The organism is Bacillus cereus (assembly GCF_007678085.1).
Taxonomy (GTDB): Bacteria; Bacillota; Bacilli; order Bacillales; family Bacillaceae_G; genus Bacillus_A; species Bacillus_A cereus_BE.
The window spans coordinates 22,688-42,920 of record NZ_VEDW01000010.1; the positions used below are offsets into that span (position 1 = coordinate 22,688).

Sequence of the window (20,233 nt, forward strand, 5' to 3'; positions counted from 1 at the left end):
CCCTACATATGTAGGGCTTTTTGTATAATCACTCTTAAGTAGAAAAGTAGAAATGTATACTTTTCTACTTTCACGTAGTTTATTATAACCCCTTACCAGAACCGCCACCACGGCCTTTTCTTCTCTTTTGCAGCAGCAACCTCATCCCGAAACTCCTGCATCATTCTCTTCGTTTCCTGCATCTCACGCAGCGTCTTCATCAGCGTCTCATCCCGCGCTTCCAATCGTTTTTCCACGCGTTCATTATGCGCTTCAACGCTTGCTTTAATTTCCTCATTCCCCTGCTTAGCCTGGTCACTCAATCGCTTCTCCATTGCTAACATACCCTGTTTCATTTCTTGCGCCATAACACCGTACTGCTGCTGGAGTTGCTCTTGAATGTGGAATGGGATTAGGTCTGTTTCCTTTGGTTCCTCTTTAATTAGATCCGGATTAATTTTTTCTATTTGCTGCGCTATCATCTTCGCTGCCTTTTCTAGCGTCATACCGTCATGCTTGCTCAACTCAATTAATTTCTCAATCACCATAATGTCACTGTCTGTGTATTGGCGTCTGCCACGATTATCTTTCTTTACAGCAAATCCTTCGCGTGATAATACTTCCATGTACTTTCTAAGGGTGCTATCACTTATTCCTAGTCGTTTGTATACTTCACTAGCAGAATAAACAATTTCGTCCGTCATAACGTCACAACACCTCCTAGTGAGAGTATTCCATGGCGTTAAAGAAATTCCTGCAATGAAAAAAAGCCCTGTTTCAACAGGGACAATTTAATTTTTATTTAACTGTTCTAAACGCAATTGAAGTTGCTCAATTTCTTTATCACGTTGTAATAACTGCTCTTTTGTTTCATTTAGTTCTTTTTTTAACTCAGGAACTTGTTTCTTTAGTTCATCTAAGCTTTTTTGATTATCTTTTAGCCACTGGAATTGTACAGTTATATCATTAATAACTTCTTTTCGGTTATTATGTCCAATTACTACTATTACGAATCCTAACGCTATAACACTTGCAACTGTACTTATAAATTCTAAATTTCCTTTTCCAATATCCTCGATGAACCTCATGTTCGGAAATACCATAACTCCATAAACGGCTGTGAAATGCATAAAGATTACGAGTTTGCTTTTTCTAGATTCTGTGTTTACAAACCAATTATTTTTAACATCTACCTTTATAAAGTAGTCGCTCAATGTTAAACAAAATCCAGCTATAGAAATACCAGTAACTAAAGCAGGCGGAAGTATTGCACCACCCATAAGATAAGAAACTCCTAACGCTACTATCGATACCCCCATGCATATAGTTACTAATTCCATCGTAGTTGACCAATTTGATTTCATAAATATTCGTCCTTCCAGTTTTCATCTAACTTTCTTCCATAAAGATATCATTAAATTGCGGTATTATGTTGTATAATATTAACTTCAAAACTTCAAAATTATATTGCTTTGGCAATTTCAACAAGTAATCTCATAAACAACGGGATCATTTGAACTACAATATAGCCAATCCCCGCACGACTTATTAGCAAGAATCCCCGTTCCTGGCTGCCTACCATAATGAATAGCCCACCGCATAACGCTACAACGGATGCAATTAGTTAGGATACTACTTTGATCCAAAAGATAGTTAGCTCAAAACCAATTCCTTATAGTTTGTTTTATTTTTTTTGAAAAAACTTCTTCATAAAAGAACATATATTCGTATATAATAAGAACTAACGTTCTGTTATTTAGGGGGAATAACGGTGTATGACTATTCAATATTGCCAAATCGAATTGTTTTATGTGTAGATCTTCGTTCGTTCTATGCCAGTGTATCGTGCATCAAGATGGGATTAGACCCACTTCATACTAAGTTAGCTGTAGTTGGTGATGTGAATAGGAGTGGTTCAATTGTTTTGGCTGCAACTCCACCATTAAAAGCATTAGGCGTTAAGAAAATGGCGAGATTGTATGAAATACCGCGGCGTAAAGATATCCTTGTGGTAAATCCAATTATGAGTACTTACATAAAATGTTCTAATTTCATTACTAAGTTGGCTCTACAATACGTGCCAATTGAGGATTTTCACCAATATTCCATCGATGAGTTCTTTATGGACATTACAGATAGTATTCATTTGTTTGCAAACGATCCATATGAGTTTGCATTGAAATTCAAGCGTGAAATATATGCGAAGACACGAATCGAATGCACGATAGGAATTGGTCCAAACCCTTTAATGAGCAAGGTTGCCTTAGATGTAGAAGCGAAGAAAACGAAAGATTGCATAGCATACTGGAAGTACGAAGATGTACCCATAAAATTATGGCCAATACGACCACTTACTAAGTTTTGGGGGATTTCGGGTAAGACAGAAGCGAAGTTAAACCGAAAAGGAATTCATTCAATCGGCGACTTGGCACAGTATCCACTCAAATACCTAAAGCAAAACTTTGGGGTCATTGGCGAAGAACTACACTTACATAGCAACGGCATTGATTTTAGCCGTATATCAGAAAAATACGTTCCAGTAACAACTTCTATTGGTAAAAGCCAAATACTTATGCGTGATTACACAATAGAGGAATTCCCAATTATTCTACTGGAACATATCGAGGAAGTTTGTTATCGAATGCGAAGGCAAAACAAACTAGCTCAAACTATTCATTTTTCTATTGGTTACAGTAAAAATTATGCTGGCGGTTTCAGAAAAACTCACACTATGAACCGACCAACCAATTTAACAATGGACATTTATAAGATTTGCACATATTTTTTACACGAGTTTTATACTGGGGAACCCATTAGAACTATCAATGTTTCTTTAACTAACTTAATCAATGAAGGCGAAGAACAAATCTCACTATTCGATAATGTAATACAACGAGAAAAAGAAATGAAACTAACGAAAGTAATGGACGAAATACGCACTAAATTTGGTAAGAACAGCATATTAAGAGGAGTTTCGTATACAAATAGTGCAACAGCAAGATACAGAAACACATTGTTAGGGGGACATAAAGCATGAACAACGCTAATATGCCAAAAGGACGAGGAATGGTTAAATGGACTCCGTTCGCAGCGATGCCGGAGCAATTCGCTGGTATCCGTGAAATTGTTAAAGAAAATACTAAGGTAGAACGGCCTACATTAACCCAGGATGAACAAGAACTTATTGAGAACATGCTATTATGTTCATTGCTTTCTGAAGAGGAGATATTAATTACATATTACGAAGGTGGTTTTTTACTTACTAACTATATGACTGTCGTTGACATCGATCCGCTGAATAAATCTATAATTTGTACGGATGCATTTTATAATAATATGACTTTGAAGTTTATTGATATTATTGATGCAAAATAAAAAACCGCTCACAATCGTGGCTCTTATTGTTACTTTACATACACATAAGCTTTATTTACAATTAAGCAGATTTTATTTCACATAAATATTATTATACTAATCTAAAGTTTCCGTATTTACATTTTTTTCTTTTTATCTCATAATTTTAATTGGGGAAAGGGAGGAAAAAATGGTTCAAATCAAAGTAACACCTGAAATGCTAGAAGACGTCGCTAATCGTGCAAATAATACCAGAATCGCATTAGAATCTATACATAATAATCTATGTAATGAAATAGATCGTTTATGTTTTCAATGGGTTGGTGCCTCTAATCAACAATTCGTTCAAATGTTCAATGATGCGAGACCAAAAGCTTTTACAGCTATCAATTCAATTATACAAGTGGAAGAAGATTTAAAACGGATTGCTGAAAAATTCCGCAATGCAGATAATCAAGATGTTACACTGGAAGAAGGTGCAATGTGTGGTAAACCTTCTTCTGATGAAAAGGGATTTGATGGTAAAAAACTTGCTAGGGATATAGCGGGTGAAATAAGTGGTGAATATGATGTTCGTCGTGTTTGGGATGGTATTGATCCATCTACTGGCGAAAAACTTTCGGGGTGGGAACGTGCTGGGGCAGGTGTCATGGCTGTAGCCGGCCTTACCCCCTTTGGAAAGATAGCTAAAGTAGGAAAAGGAGTTAAAATGACTGCTAAGGCTACTGAGGCTGCAAATACAGCTAAAAAAGTCACTGCTGGGGAAAATATCGGAGCGAATTCTACTAAAGTAATTAAAGAACTTAAAGGCCCAGTTATAGATGGAAAACGAGTCGGGAGTGGGAAAAAGGTTGATAAAGTAAAACCAATTTGGGGAAGAGACGAAAAAGGAAAACCTTTTATAGAAAAAGAGTTCCCTCATGTATCAAAAGAACATGGTTTTTCTGATGTTATTGATAATTATTCAAGATTTGCGGAGGAGTTTCCACTGGTAGGTGGGGACGGTATTAAAAGGGAATTATATCAAATAACAGGAAGTAATAATGGTAAGAAAGGTGTTTTTGAGTGGATTGTTGAGCCACATGGTGACGTGAGCCACAGGAGATTCATTGAAAATGGTGTTATGACGGGTAAGCCAAATCAAATTCCAAAAAAGTAAGAGGTAAATAATATGAACTTAAAAGATTTAAAAAATAAACATATTAAGTATGACTGGAAAACTATTTTTGTAGGTGTCCAAGAAAATTATTTTAATAAAGATGTTATTTCTGATTATGCGGTAGAATTGATGGATATTGGTGATGAAAGTAGTTTTGTTAGTGAACTTGCATGGGGAGTATCTAGTGAAGATTTAGATAAGATTATGTTAGAAATAAAAACTAATTATTTTCCTCAATTAGATGAAGAAAGCACAATGTTAGTAGAGGAGAATAGAAAACTAAGATTTGTTTGTTTATCTGAAATAAAAGAAAGATATAAGGAAGATACTGAATTATTAAATGAAATTGCAGAGTTTTATGGAAATCATAACTACCCAGAAGATATGGTAAGTTTTGTTAATTATATGCCTCAAGAAATCCCAACTACGAAAGAAGATATGATAAATAGATTTGAAAATTTTTTAAAATTAGAGAGATTGAGATTTAAATCCTAATGTATGTAATACGGGTGAGTATAGGTGAGATGACATTTTACTTACAAGGACCACTCTAGATACCATACTGTTAATATAAAAACACCTTAAAAAACTTGCAAAATTAATAAACTTAGAAAATATATAAATTTAAAGCACTTGTTTATCTATGAAAAGCACTGGATGCTTTGTTAATCTTTGAAAAGAATCCTTATTTATCAAATGAACAAGGATGAAGAAACAATCCAAAAAGCAATGCAGATTCTTATAGATGGATTAGATTCCTCAAATGAGGAAATTCGTCTTAAAGCAGCTATAGAAATATCACGATATACAAAATAACACTTTATAATAGATAGAACCGTCCGTTAAAGGACGGTTCTATTGTTATTTAACTTCATACCACCAACCTTTACGGTCAAGGTACCCTTTCATACCATCAAGTTGTGCGTCTGAAGTTGGATCAGAAACAAAGTACGTTAAGCCATCCGATTTTAAGGCGAAAGTAGCTGTCATTTTAACAGATGATAATGCTTGCATAGCTTCTTGTACTTCGTACGGTGAGAAAGCTCCTGTTTGGATGATATTTTGTTTAATTGGTTGAGCAGGTGCAACACTTGAGCTTGTTCCTCCACATTCTTGCCCGAAGTAAGCAAAGATTACCGCTGAAGTGATTGCGTCCACATTCCACTTGGACATATCTCCATCATTATCAATGAACCCTGCCTCTACAAGGAAGAATGGGCAGTTACTTGAGCGAATTACTCCAATGTCTGGACGAATTTTAGCTCCACGGTCTTTCCAACCAGTACGTTTAGCAATCTCTGCTGAAATACGAGCTGCCATAGGCGCTTCCTGCTCAGAATAGCAGAGAACTTCTACTCCGTGACCATTACCATCAGAAGCATTATTATGCCAAGCAAAGCCTACATCGTTCGGTCTGTCGTTGATATTCCTAACTTGGTTACCTACAACAGCACTTTTTGTACGACCTACATCGTCAGTATCGTCCTCCACAGAATGACCTAATGCACGTAACTTCCTAATAAATTCTCCGTTAGTTTGATTTCCTAAAAGGTGTTCTTTTCTACCTCCATAGTTAGCTCCAGGTACAATATCGTTATGTCCTCTATGGCTAGAAACTCTCATTATTCAACATCTCCTTTTTTCTCTACTTGTTTTTGTTTACCACCTAAAATTTCAACTGCATTCGTTAATGCTGAAGGTAAAGGAATCCCCATGCGTCCTGCATTTTCTAAAAGAGATAACAACTCATTCCCAATAAAGAAAAAGATTGTCGCTTCACGAATGGCGCTATTGCTTCCAAATGCCGAATCTAACTGTGCTGCCACCCCAACCAAAAGAAAAAGCACCACCTTTTTGGCGATGCCTTTGAAACCAACTTTACTTTTCAACTCTCCGTTATATCCTGCTGCGAATACTCCTGTGATATAGTCGATAGCTGCCATGATAACTAAAACTTTCAATGTTGTATCCCATCCTCCCAAAAAGTACCCGCAAAAAGCTCCGAAGGTAGCTATAAATGTTTTCATTAATACATCAATACGATCCATCTTTTCACTCCTTTGTTCAAAATAAAAAAGACCAGTCAATTACACCTGCTCTTTGTTTTCCAAATCAGCTATTCTACTATGCAAATCAACAATTTGCTCTCCCAAATCCGGAATGACTTGCTTTATTTTATTAATTTCGTGTTCATAATCTGGTGTATCTTGTATAGGTGCTGCAAACGCTATTGGTACTTCTGTTTCATCGATAGTTGGTGGCTTCTGATTTTTGATATCTTCGAGTTCTTTCTGAATATCAGCTAATTGTTGTTTAATTCTTTCTAACTCTGATGGTTCTTGCGGTTTAGGTTCTACAGGTGCTGGATCCACGGTTTTTACCCACTCGCCATTCTTGAATACAGGCTCGTACACCTGGTCAGGCGGTGAAATATATGTGCAGTTAGAAGGGATTACAGTTTCTATCCCTACGAATACATTTTCTGTATATGGAATCTGCACGGTTTTAAACTCAGCATTATACATAACGCAGTCAGGGCACTTTTCTTTACCGATAACATTCACGGCATGTACCTTACAAAGCTTCTCTTCTGTAACGATCCTTTTTGTTTCTTCTCTGTACTTCGTGACTTCCTTATAGATAGCTTTCTTTTCTTCTTGCACCATTTCTGTGTACTTTCCTTCTTCGTTGTAGCAGTAACCAAAGTTTAACACGTCATCAACTCCTTATACCGTATATGTGAGTAACGCTCGCATATCTTCATTTAATGTAGAGCAATAAACAGTGCCATCCACATCTACAATAATCCTAGCAGCCCTACCTGCACCATCAGGAACATGCGTGTCTACAGGTCTTCCAGGCTTGAATTGGTTAGGTAGTACGGCAATGGCATTGTTAGTCAATGATGTGGCTCTGTATGTTAGGGCTAATGATACTGTTCCACCTGTTCGTCGTGCTTGTGATACACGTCCATCAATATTAGTAACGTTCGGTTGGAATGTAATATCAGTCCAGTTTGTATCGTTAGACTGTCTAACTGTCCCATGTTCAGTAAGTTCAACTTGTTTAGCCCAGTCCCACGTACTTGTTCCAGCTACTAACTCAGGTACGAATATCAATGAATTGTTATCAGATCTGTGCACCGCCCATGATTTCCTACCCTTTTTCTTGAATACCTGCGGGAAGATGTCTGTATACGCTACAGTACCCGTTACTTCGCCGCCTGACTTTGGTAGTAGGTTATCAGCATTGACTTCAAACTTTCCTGTAGGATCAAGTTTCCATAAGTATCTACCACCAGGACTATTCCATGCGAAGTAGTTTCCGTTTCCGTCCACCGCCATCGTCGCCAGTTCCACACCAGCATCAGTTTTGAAAACTAGGTTCTTATTTGATGTAAAGTTTAGATGCCCTTCCATAGTGCCGCCCGATCGCTTTAACAGGTTCGTCTCGGCTTGCATATAGAAGTAGTTATCATTGGAATCGAAATAGAATATAGGTTGAGCATTCGCCCAGTCATACGCAATAAGCTGGTTTGTATTGAAAGAAAAACCTGCACGAGCTATACCATCACTTGATCCACGGATAGCTTTCTCACCTGTACTTACATCAAATTCTAAAAGCCCTGTCATTCTATCGCCTGTACGCTTGACTGCTCCATCAGCTTTTTCACCCGCAGCAATAATCCCGTCTATATCTATACCTTCAAACTTCTTACCTGCTTCAATAGCTTTTTGGATTACTGGAAATTCATTTGTAGATTTCATCGCCTCATCGGACATTATTGATTCATCTACTGTGAATGCGAATTTACAAGTTTCAATTATCTTGTTATTTGGAAAAGTAAACCTCAATTGCGCAATAACATTACCATAGGCAATCAGAGTTTGTGTACTTAAAACAACATAGTACTTACCCTGCATTTGATTTACATTCTGTACATCTTGGAATACTCGTTTACAATCAGGCTTTAAAAATGCAATTTGTACACTTATCGCTGATGAAAAATCTGTTACTACTTTGTCGTGAGTAACATTGATTAATAGTTTGGCAGAGTTTAAATCATTCTGGTAAAACCGGATGAGCTTTAGTTCCTCTTCTTTTACATTGAAATCCTTGTGCTGCATGGTATCAATTGTTATTTCTCTTATTTTAAGTATTTCTGCCAATTGATTTCACCTCTTTTATTGTTGTGATACTTGCGTTGCTTGTTGCTGTAAATTAGTTAAACAATCAGAACACACATTTATTGTGCCTAACTTACGCAAATGAGCATTCTTTTTGCACAACTCACAAAATGTATCTGTTTTTCGCAAATATACAAAGTTGAAATCAGCGAACACTTCAATTTTATCTCCTGGCTTCACACCAACACCTTCATACATATCTAATGGTATTTGTACTGAACCATCTTCTTGAATTTCTATTAATCTTCCTAAGTATCTTGAACCTTCCACTTTTGTTTCACTCCTTTTGTTATTGAGTACTCCAGTTAAATATTACCCAACGGCCGTCACCAATGTTTCCATAATAGTTCCAACCTTTATAACCATTCATGTATTTTATTGTTCCGGAACTATCAGGTAAGAATCCACCTACGTTAACTCCACTTGCACTCACTTGGGAATTAAATGATACGTAACCCTTTGTATTGAATTCTATTGCATTCGTTCCCCTTATAAATAAACGATCTCCAGACAGAATATCCATATTACCGGAAGCATCTAAACGGATACTGTTCGCGAAGGTACTAACCTGTTTAAATGAACGAAAATCTATACCCGTTTCACCCGTAATTGTTGTCTTATTGTCTCCAAATAGATGAGTATTTCCATTTGAATTAAGGTAAAGCGAACTTGGAAACGCTGGATCACCCGTGATTGTTCTGCCTTTAACAACTCCCATACTTGCAGTATAATAATCACCAAGATTTTGTTGTGAAATCACCATTGTTCCGTCGTTAAATACGCTAGAATCAACGTTCTCATGTAGCAGAATTGTCGGTTGCATTCTGCCGTCTTTATTCCAGTAGTAGCCTAAATACATTCGTGTTAAATTCGATTCCATTAAACGTATGAATTGTTTTTCTATGTGAACATAGTTAGATCCATTATCAGTGCGCAGTGTAGAACCTTTAATTTCTCCTGCTAAAATCCGTTCTGCAACGATACCTCTGCCTGTAATCGCGTTCCTAAAAGTCATTCCTCCATCAGTACTTACACCTAATCCGGCACTATTCAAAACCACAACGTAATTTGGATTGTTCTTATCCTTCGCAATTAATCCTTGTGGTGTGATATCTAATTCACTAGTTACACCTAAAATCATACTTGTGACATTTGCAACCTCTTCTGCCATCGCATTGATTGGGAGTTTTTCTCGTCCTTCTATCAAATCATTAATTGTTTTAGCAGCATGATCTAAATTAGACTGATACCTTTTGGTAATGTCTTGATTTCCAAAGGTTAATTGAACATCAAGAATATTCCCGCGCCAATCACGTAATACGCTTCGATTCACAACACGTACTTCTGCATCCAATCCAATTCTTTCATCAATAAGAAATACCCGATCACCAAGTCCACTCTGAGCAATCGGGTATTTCTGTTTCGTTAAATCGTGTATATCAGCGGTTACGCTAATTTTTAAACTTTCATTCACAATCTTTTTTAAACCGCTATCCATTGTTGCAGATAATTTTATACGACCGTCTTTTAAAGGTGGAGCGTGACGTACACCAATTCCAGGAATACTGGCAAGCGGTGATGTATACTCATGAATCAATTTAGCACCTTGCCATCCATCTTCTTCTGTGAAATCGCCATAACCTTTAGCGTATGTCCAAAATCCTGATGCATCAACTTCTTGAACTATATTAGAAGCATTCAATCTATGGCGGTACATGACGTTTAAGTCAGATCCTATTTGAGGTTCAATGGTTACAACCTTGCCGAGCACCTTAAATTCTGCCCCATAACGATTCAATGCATCTTTAAACATTTCAAGTCTGGTAGCCCCACCGCCAAATCCTTCCCATTGTAACGAGTTGTAACTTCCGTTCAATTGATAAATATAGCCACTTCCATCGAAAATAGTTGAAAAGCAAGCATTTGCAGTAAAGGATTGATTATATTCTTCATACACGCGACCATTGTCGAAGTCATCATAAAATTTCGGTACCGCTTTAATCTCGGCAGTTAATGTTTTCCCTTCACCCTGTTTTTTCAGATAAACAACTTTATATTCTGTTTCACTATCATCGACTAAAGTCCACATTTCTGAGAGTCTATTAAGAAATTTTAAATTCACTTTATTAGGAGATATCTTTGCAGAAAATACACAATTCCCATTTAACTCTTCTTCAATTAGATAGGTTGTTTGTGTGACATACTCTATATTTTCTAAATCACGTACATACATATCAATTCACCTCACTTGTAGTAAAACCTAAAATCGAATTCTATTGTTGCTGAGGTGCAATTAAACACTTCTAAGGTATTCCACCCTGGTACAAGTTCAATGAAATCCTTCTTTGTATTCCTTAAAAAGGATAACCCATTCCTACCTATATTCGGACCTGAGTAAATAATGGTGTCTGTAATATATAAAGCTGATGTTATTGTCGCTGTGCTAAGATTTGTATGATTCTTAAGCATAAATCCAGCTGTACTACCTGCTACGTCACTAATTGTTATTTTTAACTCTTGTTCAAAAGGATGGACTGGAACGTTACCAGGATTAAAAATTTGAAATCGTTGACCTGCTACTGCCTTGTGTTTATATATCCTTGAAGCAGGATCATTGATAATTCCCATACCTACTCCCCATAACCCGCTCCCTGGACTAACCCCATCACGTTGAATATCTGATGATTTACCAATCGATTCAGCGAATGGCAAGTCTGCTGTTTCAAATTCTAATTCACCAAATCCATATTTGAGTTGCTGATCTATATCAAATGTAGACGAAAGTTTTACTTTATAATGCTTTCCGCTAACGAATTGATTATCTCCATTTTGATACTCTAATCGTCTTAGTTCCCTAATATAAAAAGATTCCGTACTCAGTACCATTTCAAATAGTTTATCTCGTGTTATTGCAACATCCAATAAGTTCTGCGCCTTAAAATAAAAAGGTACGGTTATAGTCCGTACCCCGTAAGTAGATCCTGTGCTAATTCTTCCGTTCGCTCCCTCTACATCTATATAAGTAGGACGCATTTCGATCGATCCCACACGGAAGTCCTGCGCCTGAACGTTTATGTCAGATAGCTTCATAGTTTGTCCATTCATTCTTGTGAATTGCACGTCCATTAGAAATACCTCCTTACTGTGTTTTCGACTGCATTCCCTTCATTTACATGAGGTCGTACAATACGTCCTACTGTTTCACCTTCCATAACAACTTGTAGATTATCTAATTTGTCACCTAATGTTTTTACTACAGCAGCTACTAATCTGTTATCATTTTGATTCGCTGTGCTAATTGATTGTGAGTTAATCATTGCTTGTTGTCCAAAATCTGATGATGAATTAACACCTGATACATATGACGGAGCCCTATAACTCCCTGAAATAGAAGGGATTACAGGAGCTACTACATTACCCGGAAGAATGTCCCCCATCTGAATTGAATCTGACAAACTTGAAAATCCATCTTTAACAGCAGATGCCATATCTAATGCAGTACGCACAAGAGGATTTATCATACTATCCATACCTTGATCCAAACCTTGACCTACGTATACTCCTATATCTCTCATCACACGTGAAGGAGAGTGGATACGGAAAAATCCGGTAATTGTATCTTTTATGGAACGACCAATATTAAACACCTGGTCTATAAGTTTATTAGCATAACTGTAAATACCATTAATAAGACCAGAAATCATTTGTTGGCCAATCGTGAAAAAGTAGCTTACAAAACGCTGGACTGTATTTACTGCTTGCCCTAGTACCCATCCAATTGCCGAAACTACGTTATTCATTTTATTTTGTATTCCGCCTATAATAGCGTCCCAAATTCCAACAAAGAAATTTTTGAACATGCCACCCCAACTTTGTGCAAGACGGGTTATATTTTCTAATTTCGATCCGAAGAATACGTATAAATCTGCAAGGGCGTCATTCCAAATTTTCTTTATATCTCCCCAAAATTTACCGAATAACCGACCTATATCATCACCAAATTTACCAACCCACTTTAGGACTCTCCCAACACCCCATAATTGCAAATAACCCCAAATCGCTTCTAGTGCTCCAAACCAAATTTCCTTGACCCCTTCCCAAACTCCAGCCCAATCGCCAGTAAAAAGGGATGAAAAAACTTTCACAATTCCGAGTATAACTTTTAGAATTCCTTGTATAAAATCACGTATCGCTTCTAGCGTTCCAATCACAATCTCCTTAATAATCGGCCACGCAAATTGGAAAACTGCGACTATAATCGGCATTACCGATTTTATTATTTCACTCGCTACGGACCAACAATCGGAAAAGGCTTGTTTTATCTGATCTCCATTTTCTAACCAAAACTGAGCTATTTGAGAGCCGATTTCTGTCATGAATGACCATACTCCCAGTAAAAAATCGCTGATCGTCTGTTTGATAGTTGCGACAGTATTAACAATTGTTTCAATAGTTTTAGGGTTCATTCCTAACGACTTTAAAAGCGCTGTTCCGTTCTCTTCATCACCTGCGAACAACGCAAAAATACCTTGCATGAAAGTTGCAAAGTCAGTAAAAATCTGTTTAATTGTTTCAATTACTCCTCGAATCGTTTCGCCAAACGATATGATTGCCCTAGCATTCTCTGGTGACATCCCTAGCGAAGTGAGCATACTTGCTGCCCCACCACTATTACCTTGTATTACTTGCCAAAACGCTTTAAAAACAGTTATAACATTATTTATTGCATTTCGGAATGGTTCTATATGCTCGTAAGCTAATTTAAAACCTAATACGAGAGCCGTTATAGCAGCAGCTACACCAAGAGCTACAGGAGTAGTTAGTGCCAAACCTTCAAGGAGCGGCCCAATTACCATCCATACCGCAAATGCAGCAGCTCGATACCCCTTAAATAAACCAATACCAACTGCTAATGGAGTTAGAATTACAGCTAATGCGGAAGCTAAGTATAAAATCATCCCTGCAACTTTGGTTATGTTAGGATTTATTTCATTAATCTTTTGAATAAACTCGCCCACTTTGGTAAGCGCATTAACAAATCCAGCAGCAAACTCTCCCCAAATTTCAACGAATGGTTTTAAAGCTTCAGCCCAGACTTCCTTAAATTTCTCAATTGCTATCCCAAGAGGTTTAAGTGAATCTTGTAACTCTTTTATCTTTTGTTCAGCAGATTTTCGAGTCCTTGTTAGTTCATCGGATACCGCTTCATTCGTTAAACTAATTTTTTCTCTCCAAAGGGCGACGTATTGATCTAATTCAGGTTTTGACATTTTAGCTAATGCTCTAATTTGCCCCGCTGCTTCAGGACCCATTTTATAAAGCTCTTCTTTCAACTCTACTGGGATTCTTCCACTTAACGATTTCATATCTTTAACCCAATCGCGCATTAACGCTACTTGCCCGGCAAGGTTCTTCGCTAATTCCTTACCACTAAACGTTTCCCTAGTGACCTTTTCAAACAGTCCGGCAAAATTATAAACTTCATCAATTCGTTTTTGATATGCCTTAATATATTCAGCTGTTATGGCATCCTGTTGTTTTCGTATATCAGAGGGATCAGGTCCTTTTGCTGCACTCCACATCGCTGCTGTAAATATTCCAAATGTCGCAACAGTTGCCATTGCCGTCATTTGTAAACGCATAAGACCCATATTGATAATTCGTATCTGATCATTTAACTGTTTCATCGATGCATTAGGACCAACAAATTCTAATGCTAACCTAGCCGCATTACCTGAGTTGGCAAATCGGTTAAAGGCACCTACAGCAGTTAGTGCGCCCCGAGACAAGTTATAAAACGGATTTCCCATGGCAGTTAAATTGCCTTTCAATCTATCTGCCATAAGGGTCATATTCTGCATATAACCAATCGTTTGAAGAACTGATGCCATTTTCATCCGATTAAGATTTATCATTGCATCATTAGCTTTCTTCTCTGCTGCGCCTAAGGCTGTAACCTCACGAATTAAATCCCTTGTTGAACCCTGATAATTACCAAGACTCATTCCAAGGTCTAAATAAGCCAATTTTGTACGTTTTAGTTCTTCTATATGAGGAGTCATAGCAGCTTTTTGTTCAGCTTTCATTTTCCGTAATCTACGGCTGTATTCACTGTTAGAATCGCCCATATTTTCAATACTACGACGATATTCACGAGAGCTTCGACTTGTTGTTGTTACAAAATCATCCATTTGCCTTCGCATTTGTTGTATCTCACGGCGCATTTGGTCAGTTTCAGCCCTAAATTGAACTACTAATTCTTCTGTTGTTGCCAAAATCTCACCTACCTTTCATTAACCGAAGTCGAGATTTTGCAGGAATTCCATATTTTCTTCTGCTTTTTTCATTTTTTCTTCTATGGATAGCTCCTTACCGTTTTCGCCATTTAATTTGTTACGATTGAATAAATCAGTTGGTTTTAATGGCTTTTTTGGATCGTGGTGATAGGCCACACGCATCATAAGAGCATAAATGCTATATGTTTGTAATTGGTCAAGATACTGTTCATTACGACCAATCATCATATTTTGGTACTCACGCGGGGATAGGTTCATAGATTCTCTAGCTGTTAAATCTAAATATCTGAACCCATCCTGCTGCACCTTATCAAAATCTTCTTGTGTGTATTCCTTTACACTAGAAGATCCTCCATCATTTCCTTGCTGTCCGGATTCTCCTTCTCCACTTTCTGCAACATTTTCGCTTTCATCTTCTGAGCTGTCGCTTGATAGAAAAAATGATCTGTAATTACTTCTTGGATAACCTTTTTAATGTATTCCTGAGTAAGCACTTGCTTCTCCATTAACTTTTCTAATGCATCCTGAATCTTTTCACGTGTAAACCCTTGTTCTGTATGAAGTAAACCGTAATAAATTGCATCTTCAAAGATTTCTAGGTCACCTAACATCGCAACAGATACAATCTCTTGCGCTCCACCTTTATACTTCTTATTAATTTCAGAAATAGCTTTATAAGTTAACTTTAGTTCGTACTCTTTTCCTTCGATTTCAAAAAACATATATATCAATCTCCTTTTAATTGGATGTTATTTTCAAATTTAAAAAGAGCGGTAAAAACCGCCCTTATTGACCTGCACCTTTAGGGATTTCTGTGAGTGTTTCTGTTCTTACTGCTCCAGATAATTTCACTTCAACTGAATAAGAAACAAATTCACCGTTAGATGAAGAACGTTCAAAAGAAGTAATCATGTAGTTGCCAGCTTCTGCTTCTTTCGTTCTCATATTAATTTCATAAATCTCCATATATTCACCATTTCTAATGGCAGCCTTAACAGCAGGATAATACGGGTCGCCTTCCGCTAACGTACAAGAGAACGAACGTGTTTCTTTTCTTTTTCCATAATCGGAATATGATCTATCTTTTGACTCTGCTTCAATTTCATCAGCTTCAATATTATGAGAGTCTTCGGTCTGGTCAAATGGTCTAACTAATATTGTCTGATTAGTTTGATCCTTGATTTTAGCAGCGATAATAAACTCATCACCACGGTACATTTTGTTCTTAACTGTTCCAGCTGTTTCAGCCATATATTTCACGCTCCTTAATTTACATAAGCTTGTTGGTATTCAAAAATCATTGTTAATTGCGCAGAACCAACTCCACTTGGAGCAGTTGTTACTCTCCGAAAATAAATCGTAACAATCGATTCACTACCATCCTCATTTCGAAGATGTACTGTGTAACCGTTGCTTCTAATTTTATTAGCGACCTTTTCTGCTTCTTGCATCGCCTTATCTGTCGTTGCATTAAAAAACCTTACTACCATTGTGTATAGTAAGGTGTAATGATCTTTTGAAGTTTTATCATCATTTATAGATAAAATCGGATAATATACCGATGGAATGACTAGTTCTTCTGGAACTTGATCATGATAAGCGAATGTATTAACAGGTAAACTGTCGTATACAAAAGCTTTCATAGAGCCATGTATTTGTTCATACATAATTATCGTGCTCCATTCTGTACCCATTGCCTAAACTGGCGATCAAACGACCGTTGGAACATGCGCTCATATATTGCAACTGCATTATCCCAATACGGACGGCCTTCAATGAATTTAGCAGTTAGCATCATTCCTGTAGGGGCATGCGGATCATATTCAAAATTATGACTTTCCCATTTACCTGGGACGAACCTTCTTACCTGCTGCCACCCATCATTTTGAGCTTTTGCATATTCTACGTTTGTTCCAATTTCTAAAACTAACCCACCGTCAGAGGAACGCCACACATTTCCATCTCCGCCCTTATCGAACGAATTTAACAATCTACGAGTATCAACAACGCTTAATGCGATAATTTGATTCTGTACTTCCTCCAGAAACTGAAATCCACTTGCTTCAAGCCATAAAGCAACGTTTCGGTCGAAACCAGTTGCCATACGATTCAGTTTGGCGCTAAATTCACGAAAACCTCGTGTCGTTATTTCGTTAGCCATGGCTCACTCTTCCTCTCTGCTATGGCTTTTATATGATTAACCTCACCAGTAAGTGGGTGCACTACCGGAAAAGGATTACGTATATAATAAGTGATGTTTGTATTCTTCTTTATCACTTTGTCATTGTGCCTTACATCTGTACCAGACATAAATAATACTTTCATTTGTTCTGTATTTAATTGATTTGGAGATGATTGAATTGTATCTGGAGCAGCAGTTGCTACATTCTCGGCAAAATAGCAACTTTGTTCTACTATATCGGGAGTTTCATTGTAAGAATATACGGTCTCTCCCGGTTGGCCATACTTACCCGGTTGCTCTTTCTTCTGCAAATGGTAAATATCACATTCATGGATAAACATTCCTTGAAGAGACATTATATAGCCCTCATTTTGAACGTAACTTTATTCTTACCTTTATGATCCATAAACTTTTGCAAAAGATATAAAACGGAAGGTTTCACTACGCTCGCACTATCCTTTGTATAGGAGTAATCACCGCCACCAATACTTTCAGACTTGATACCCTTCATCGCAATTGTATCAGCGTTTGTATAAGCATGATACTGAGCTAACTTCTTACATGCTAGCTTCACTTCTACTGGAACCTCTGGATACTTCGTCTTATCAGTAAAATCTATTTTAGAGAGATTATAAATCTCTGTTTCTGCCTCAAGAATGTCCTGCTCCAATAGAGGAGCAGGACGTTTCTTCACTTCAGGAAGTACAGTGTAATCAATTAATTCTTGAGCGGTAATAAGCGGCATACTTATCACTCCGATTCTTGAGATTTAGATGATGTTTTGCTTTCTTTTACTTCCTCTAAATCAGAATAAGAACTCAGTAACTCATCACGTTCCTTTGCAGTTACTTTGTGCGGTTCGTTTGCATAAAAATAGCGCGCTCCACCAATATGAAGAACGCCTGTATTTTGTGTATATTGAACTAAGGGCATTTAACTAGCTCCTTTCTTACAGCTTTTCGCCAGTCATCCATGCTACTGCATCTACTTCACGGATTACGCAGTCTAAGTAAGCAAATAAGATATGGTATGTCGCATCTTTAGCAGCGGCAGTAGCACCTTGAGCGGTACGGTTATAACGTAATTCACGAGTAAATACAGGTTTTAAGTTCTCGCGTGGCGTTAGCATAGCAAATCCTGATTGCATTTCTTGTACAATCTCAACCTCATAACCTGCTAATTTAGAAACTTTGCCATCGATTAATACTGCATCACCTAAGTTAGTTTGACGAGTAGTTAGTAGTGACATTAACTTATCATGAGTTTTTTGTGTAATAAACCAAGCGATGTCATTACGAGTTTTAAATTTATCAGGTAATACTGCTACATGGTCAACAAATGCTTGAATAGTTACTTCGTTTGCAGCCAAATCGGTTTTATTTGTAGATACTTTTGCTTTCTTAACAAATCCATCAATAATTTTAACGAATGGATCAGCAGAAGAAGTATCACCATTAAAGGCTAAGTCCTGTAAATCCGTACCAAATTGTTCTTGAATCATGCTGATAATTACATCTTCCACATTTTGACCACGAGATGCTAATGCATACCATACATCATCATTTTGAATCCACTCATCCCATTTCAATTTCTTAACAGCGTAAGGGATTTGTCCAGGAGCAATTGAACCAACACCAGTTGGAGTATCATTTTTAGATGCTTCACGTAATTTACGCTTACCTACGCTTAATGTATCGATATTTCCAGCAGGAGCTTTCTTGTAGTATGGATTTAACTTAGGTAATACCGTAGCTTTATTAATTGTATCGCGTAAAAATGCTTCTGCTGCTGCCTGTGGTAATGGTACGTTTACATCTTTTAAAACAATATCTGTAGAGCCACCAGTAATAATTTGTCCGTTATTCATATATTTGTTTCCTCCTTAGTTACCAAAGTATCCAGCGTAACCGCTAGCAGATTTTTGTACGTTTGTAGCGCCATCAGTGTCTTGTTGGTTGCTGATACCTTGAGATTTTTTAAGTTCTTCTAATTGCTTTTCTAATGATTCAACCTTTTCGTTCATCTTTTGCTCAGGTGTTTTTTCAGGCTCAATATTAAGATGTTTCTTAATTGTTGCCATCTCACCTTGCATCTCCTCTAAACCTTTGAGTAACTTCTCTACTTGCTCTTGATTCATATTATCTTCCTCACTTCCTGCGCCTTCCGTTGAAGGTGTGACGCGTGTTTTTAAATTTGTTAATGATTCAATAGCAGCATCGATATCCGCCATATTTGGAGCACTAATTTTCTTACCTGCTTTTTCTACTTCTGCAGCAAGGGATATAACTGGTTTGTTCTCCCACGCTTTTACAACAGCTTCTGTACCTTTTAATTCATTGATAATCTCAATAAATTCTTGTGCAGCTGCTTCGATACGATCTAAATCAATATCACTAGCGGTAGGCGCATTCCAAAGAGATTGATAGAAAGTATCTTCTAGAGCAGAGAAAGAGGCGTTAACGTCACGGCGATGTTTATTCTGGTTAAACTTGTCTCTAACCTCGCCTTTTTCAACTTTTTCTCCACTAAAAAAGTCCTTCATCACTTGGAAGAAGGACTTCATTTGTTTATCTTCAGTTTTAGCTACTTCTTCCTCAATCACTTCTGTCTCTGCGACACCTGCTAGGGAATATCCTTTAAATTCACCTTTCTTAACAGCTTCCCATGTTTCCTCATCTGCTTTCGTAGTAAGGATCCATGTGCCTTTCTTTACAGGTTCACCATTAAGATCCATATCAGCAGGTGCAATATATGATTCAACAACTTCTCCAACTCCTGCTACAAAGTCGTGATTCTTATCAATTTGGCGGTACTTGAGCATAAACTCATGCGCTGCCTTTTCGATTGTCTTAGAATCTGCGAAATCACCATGGGCATCGATTGTATCCGGCTCATATACAATTCCATAAACAAGACGTTCTGCTTCATCCTCAGACTTAATCACCTTAACAGGCTTCTCGAAGTTTGGTTGTTCTTCAGATTTCGTTAAAAAGAACTTGCGTTGATTTGCTCCATTCTCTACAAAAGAGACATGTGAAACCTGCAAGTTCTTCAGTTTGCGTTTTTTCATTTATTC

At 37.3% G+C, this 20,233-nt stretch carries 24 protein-coding genes and 1 pseudogene; 4 read left to right on the forward strand and 21 right to left on the reverse strand.

Annotated elements, in window-relative coordinates; all coding sequences use genetic code 11:
- Positions 1-92 precede the first annotated feature (92 nt).
- From FS742_RS26230 to FS742_RS28315, 3 genes and pseudogenes are all read right to left on the reverse strand, one after another.
- Positions 93-683, reverse strand: coding sequence for a DUF3967 domain-containing protein (locus tag FS742_RS26230; protein ID WP_144616272.1), 591 nt, complete (start codon positions 681-683; stop codon positions 93-95).
- Positions 684-770: 87 nt separating this feature from the next.
- Positions 771-1,343 carry a hypothetical protein gene (locus FS742_RS26235; RefSeq protein ID WP_144616274.1) on the reverse strand — a complete coding sequence of 191 codons (573 nt, stop codon included), beginning with the start codon at positions 1,341-1,343 and terminating at the stop codon, positions 771-773.
- Positions 1,344-1,441: 98 nt separating this feature from the next.
- Positions 1,442-1,642 (reverse strand): annotated as a pseudogene (locus FS742_RS28315) (hypothetical protein); the annotation flags it as partial.
- Positions 1,643-1,750: 108 nt separating this feature from the next.
- Here FS742_RS28315 and FS742_RS26240 point away from each other — a divergent pair.
- The 4 genes from FS742_RS26240 to FS742_RS26255 all read left to right on the forward strand — a co-directional run bounded on the left by FS742_RS26240 (position 1,751) and on the right by FS742_RS26255 (position 4,987).
- The gene (locus FS742_RS26240; RefSeq protein ID WP_144616276.1) at positions 1,751-3,016 is read left to right on the forward strand and encodes a Y-family DNA polymerase; all 1,266 of its coding nucleotides are present in this window, start codon (positions 1,751-1,753) and stop codon (positions 3,014-3,016) included.
- Positions 3,013-3,354 (forward strand): YolD-like family protein, encoded by a 342-nt coding sequence (locus tag FS742_RS26245; protein ID WP_144616277.1) that lies wholly within the window; start codon positions 3,013-3,015, stop codon positions 3,352-3,354. The genes FS742_RS26240 and FS742_RS26245 overlap by 4 nt, the downstream gene beginning before the upstream one ends.
- Positions 3,355-3,523: 169 nt before the next feature.
- Positions 3,524-4,492: a WXG100 family type VII secretion target gene (locus FS742_RS26250; protein ID WP_144616326.1), complete on the forward strand. Its 969-nt coding sequence runs from the start codon at positions 3,524-3,526 to the stop codon at positions 4,490-4,492.
- Between the two features lie 12 nt (positions 4,493-4,504).
- Positions 4,505-4,987 carry a DUF2247 family protein gene (locus FS742_RS26255; RefSeq protein ID WP_144616279.1) on the forward strand — a complete coding sequence of 161 codons (483 nt, stop codon included), beginning with the start codon at positions 4,505-4,507 and terminating at the stop codon, positions 4,985-4,987.
- Positions 4,988-5,353: 366 nt separating this feature from the next.
- Here FS742_RS26255 and FS742_RS26260 read toward each other — a convergent pair whose 3' ends face one another.
- From FS742_RS26260 to FS742_RS26345, 18 genes are all read right to left on the reverse strand, one after another.
- Entirely contained in the window at positions 5,354-6,115 is a 762-nt protein-coding gene (locus FS742_RS26260) for an N-acetylmuramoyl-L-alanine amidase (RefSeq protein ID WP_144616281.1), read from the reverse strand.
- On the reverse strand, positions 6,115-6,540 hold the full coding sequence (locus tag FS742_RS26265) for a phage holin family protein (RefSeq protein WP_000373906.1): 426 nt from the start codon (positions 6,538-6,540) through the stop codon (positions 6,115-6,117). The genes FS742_RS26260 and FS742_RS26265 overlap by 1 nt, the downstream gene beginning before the upstream one ends.
- 39 nt (positions 6,541-6,579) lie before the next feature.
- Positions 6,580-7,158: a hypothetical protein gene (locus FS742_RS26270; protein ID WP_144616327.1), complete on the reverse strand. Its 579-nt coding sequence runs from the start codon at positions 7,156-7,158 to the stop codon at positions 6,580-6,582.
- A gap of 60 nt (positions 7,159-7,218) precedes the next feature.
- Entirely contained in the window at positions 7,219-8,619 is a 1,401-nt protein-coding gene (locus tag FS742_RS28130; RefSeq protein ID WP_260869695.1) for a phage baseplate upper protein, read from the reverse strand.
- Positions 8,620-8,676: 57 nt separating this feature from the next.
- Entirely contained in the window at positions 8,677-8,949 is a 273-nt protein-coding gene (locus tag FS742_RS26280) for a transcriptional regulator (RefSeq protein ID WP_144616282.1), read from the reverse strand.
- 19 nt (positions 8,950-8,968) lie between these two features.
- Positions 8,969-10,912, reverse strand: coding sequence for a phage tail protein (locus FS742_RS26285; RefSeq protein WP_144616284.1), 1,944 nt, complete (start codon positions 10,910-10,912; stop codon positions 8,969-8,971).
- Between the two features lie 11 nt (positions 10,913-10,923).
- Positions 10,924-11,805, reverse strand: a complete 882-nt coding sequence (locus FS742_RS26290; protein WP_144616286.1) for a phage tail domain-containing protein — start codon at positions 11,803-11,805, stop codon at positions 10,924-10,926.
- Positions 11,805-14,954 (reverse strand): phage tail protein, encoded by a 3,150-nt coding sequence (locus FS742_RS28135; protein ID WP_260869692.1) that lies wholly within the window; start codon positions 14,952-14,954, stop codon positions 11,805-11,807. The genes FS742_RS26290 and FS742_RS28135 overlap by 1 nt, the downstream gene beginning before the upstream one ends.
- An 18-nt stretch (positions 14,955-14,972) precedes the next feature.
- Entirely contained in the window at positions 14,973-15,233 is a 261-nt protein-coding gene (locus FS742_RS26300) for a hypothetical protein (protein ID WP_144616329.1), read from the reverse strand.
- Between the two features lie 77 nt (positions 15,234-15,310).
- A complete protein-coding gene (locus FS742_RS26305) occupies positions 15,311-15,697 on the reverse strand; it encodes a tail assembly chaperone (RefSeq protein WP_042631181.1) in 387 nt (128 codons plus the stop codon).
- Positions 15,698-15,761: 64 nt separating this feature from the next.
- A complete protein-coding gene (locus FS742_RS26310) occupies positions 15,762-16,226 on the reverse strand; it encodes a phage major tail protein, TP901-1 family (RefSeq protein ID WP_144616288.1) in 465 nt (154 codons plus the stop codon).
- A gap of 14 nt (positions 16,227-16,240) precedes the next feature.
- Positions 16,241-16,642: a phage tail terminator family protein gene (locus FS742_RS26315; RefSeq protein WP_144616290.1), complete on the reverse strand. Its 402-nt coding sequence runs from the start codon at positions 16,640-16,642 to the stop codon at positions 16,241-16,243.
- Positions 16,643-16,644: 2 nt separating this feature from the next.
- Entirely contained in the window at positions 16,645-17,136 is a 492-nt protein-coding gene (locus FS742_RS26320) for an HK97 gp10 family phage protein (protein WP_144616292.1), read from the reverse strand.
- Positions 17,121-17,513 (reverse strand): DUF3599 family protein, encoded by a 393-nt coding sequence (locus FS742_RS26325; RefSeq protein ID WP_144616294.1) that lies wholly within the window; start codon positions 17,511-17,513, stop codon positions 17,121-17,123. The genes FS742_RS26320 and FS742_RS26325 overlap by 16 nt, the downstream gene beginning before the upstream one ends.
- Complete coding sequence (gene yqbG / locus FS742_RS26330; protein ID WP_144616296.1) at positions 17,513-17,902, reverse strand: protein YqbG; 390 nt, start codon at positions 17,900-17,902, stop codon at positions 17,513-17,515. Before yqbG ends, FS742_RS26325 begins: the two co-directional genes overlap by 1 nt.
- Positions 17,903-17,907: 5 nt before the next feature.
- On the reverse strand, positions 17,908-18,090 hold the full coding sequence (locus tag FS742_RS26335) for a hypothetical protein (RefSeq protein WP_144616298.1): 183 nt from the start codon (positions 18,088-18,090) through the stop codon (positions 17,908-17,910).
- A 16-nt stretch (positions 18,091-18,106) separates the two neighbouring features.
- Positions 18,107-19,024 (reverse strand): phage major capsid family protein, encoded by a 918-nt coding sequence (locus FS742_RS26340; protein ID WP_144616300.1) that lies wholly within the window; start codon positions 19,022-19,024, stop codon positions 18,107-18,109.
- A 15-nt stretch (positions 19,025-19,039) separates the two neighbouring features.
- On the reverse strand, positions 19,040-20,227 hold the full coding sequence (locus FS742_RS26345; RefSeq protein WP_144616302.1) for an XkdF-like putative serine protease domain-containing protein: 1,188 nt from the start codon (positions 20,225-20,227) through the stop codon (positions 19,040-19,042).
- Between the last annotated feature and the right edge of the window lie 6 nt (positions 20,228-20,233).

Bases quoted from the DNA above. Each gene is read 5' to 3' on its own strand.
- FS742_RS26230 (WP_144616272.1), bottom strand. From the start codon at position 683: ATGACGGACGAAATTGTTTATTCTGCTAGTGAAGTATACAAACGACTA.
- FS742_RS26235 (WP_144616274.1), bottom strand. From the start codon at position 1,343: ATGAAATCAAATTGGTCAACTACGATGGAATTAGTAACTATATGCATG.
- FS742_RS26245 (WP_144616277.1), top strand. From the start codon at position 3,013: ATGAACAACGCTAATATGCCAAAAGGACGAGGAATGGTTAAATGGACT.
- FS742_RS26250 (WP_144616326.1), top strand. From the start codon at position 3,524: ATGGTTCAAATCAAAGTAACACCTGAAATGCTAGAAGACGTCGCTAAT.
- FS742_RS26255 (WP_144616279.1), top strand. From the start codon at position 4,505: ATGAACTTAAAAGATTTAAAAAATAAACATATTAAGTATGACTGGAAA.
- FS742_RS26260 (WP_144616281.1), bottom strand. From the start codon at position 6,115: ATGAGAGTTTCTAGCCATAGAGGACATAACGATATTGTACCTGGAGCT.
- FS742_RS26265 (WP_000373906.1), bottom strand. From the start codon at position 6,540: ATGGATCGTATTGATGTATTAATGAAAACATTTATAGCTACCTTCGGA.
- FS742_RS26270 (WP_144616327.1), bottom strand. From the start codon at position 7,158: ATGGTGCAAGAAGAAAAGAAAGCTATCTATAAGGAAGTCACGAAGTAC.
- FS742_RS28130 (WP_260869695.1), bottom strand. From the start codon at position 8,619: ATGCAGCACAAGGATTTCAATGTAAAAGAAGAGGAACTAAAGCTCATC.
- FS742_RS26285 (WP_144616284.1), bottom strand. From the start codon at position 10,912: ATGTATGTACGTGATTTAGAAAATATAGAGTATGTCACACAAACAACC.
- FS742_RS26290 (WP_144616286.1), bottom strand. From the start codon at position 11,805: ATGGACGTGCAATTCACAAGAATGAATGGACAAACTATGAAGCTATCT.
- FS742_RS26300 (WP_144616329.1), bottom strand. From the start codon at position 15,233: ATGAACCTATCCCCGCGTGAGTACCAAAATATGATGATTGGTCGTAAT.
- FS742_RS26305 (WP_042631181.1), bottom strand. From the start codon at position 15,697: ATGTTTTTTGAAATCGAAGGAAAAGAGTACGAACTAAAGTTAACTTAT.
- FS742_RS26310 (WP_144616288.1), bottom strand. From the start codon at position 16,226: ATGGCTGAAACAGCTGGAACAGTTAAGAACAAAATGTACCGTGGTGAT.
- FS742_RS26315 (WP_144616290.1), bottom strand. From the start codon at position 16,642: ATGTATGAACAAATACATGGCTCTATGAAAGCTTTTGTATACGACAGT.
- FS742_RS26320 (WP_144616292.1), bottom strand. From the start codon at position 17,136: ATGGCTAACGAAATAACGACACGAGGTTTTCGTGAATTTAGCGCCAAA.
- FS742_RS26325 (WP_144616294.1), bottom strand. From the start codon at position 17,513: ATGTCTCTTCAAGGAATGTTTATCCATGAATGTGATATTTACCATTTG.
- yqbG (WP_144616296.1), bottom strand. From the start codon at position 17,902: ATGCCGCTTATTACCGCTCAAGAATTAATTGATTACACTGTACTTCCT.
- FS742_RS26335 (WP_144616298.1), bottom strand. From the start codon at position 18,090: ATGCCCTTAGTTCAATATACACAAAATACAGGCGTTCTTCATATTGGT.
- FS742_RS26340 (WP_144616300.1), bottom strand. From the start codon at position 19,024: ATGAATAACGGACAAATTATTACTGGTGGCTCTACAGATATTGTTTTA.
- FS742_RS26345 (WP_144616302.1), bottom strand. From the start codon at position 20,227: ATGAAAAAACGCAAACTGAAGAACTTGCAGGTTTCACATGTCTCTTTT.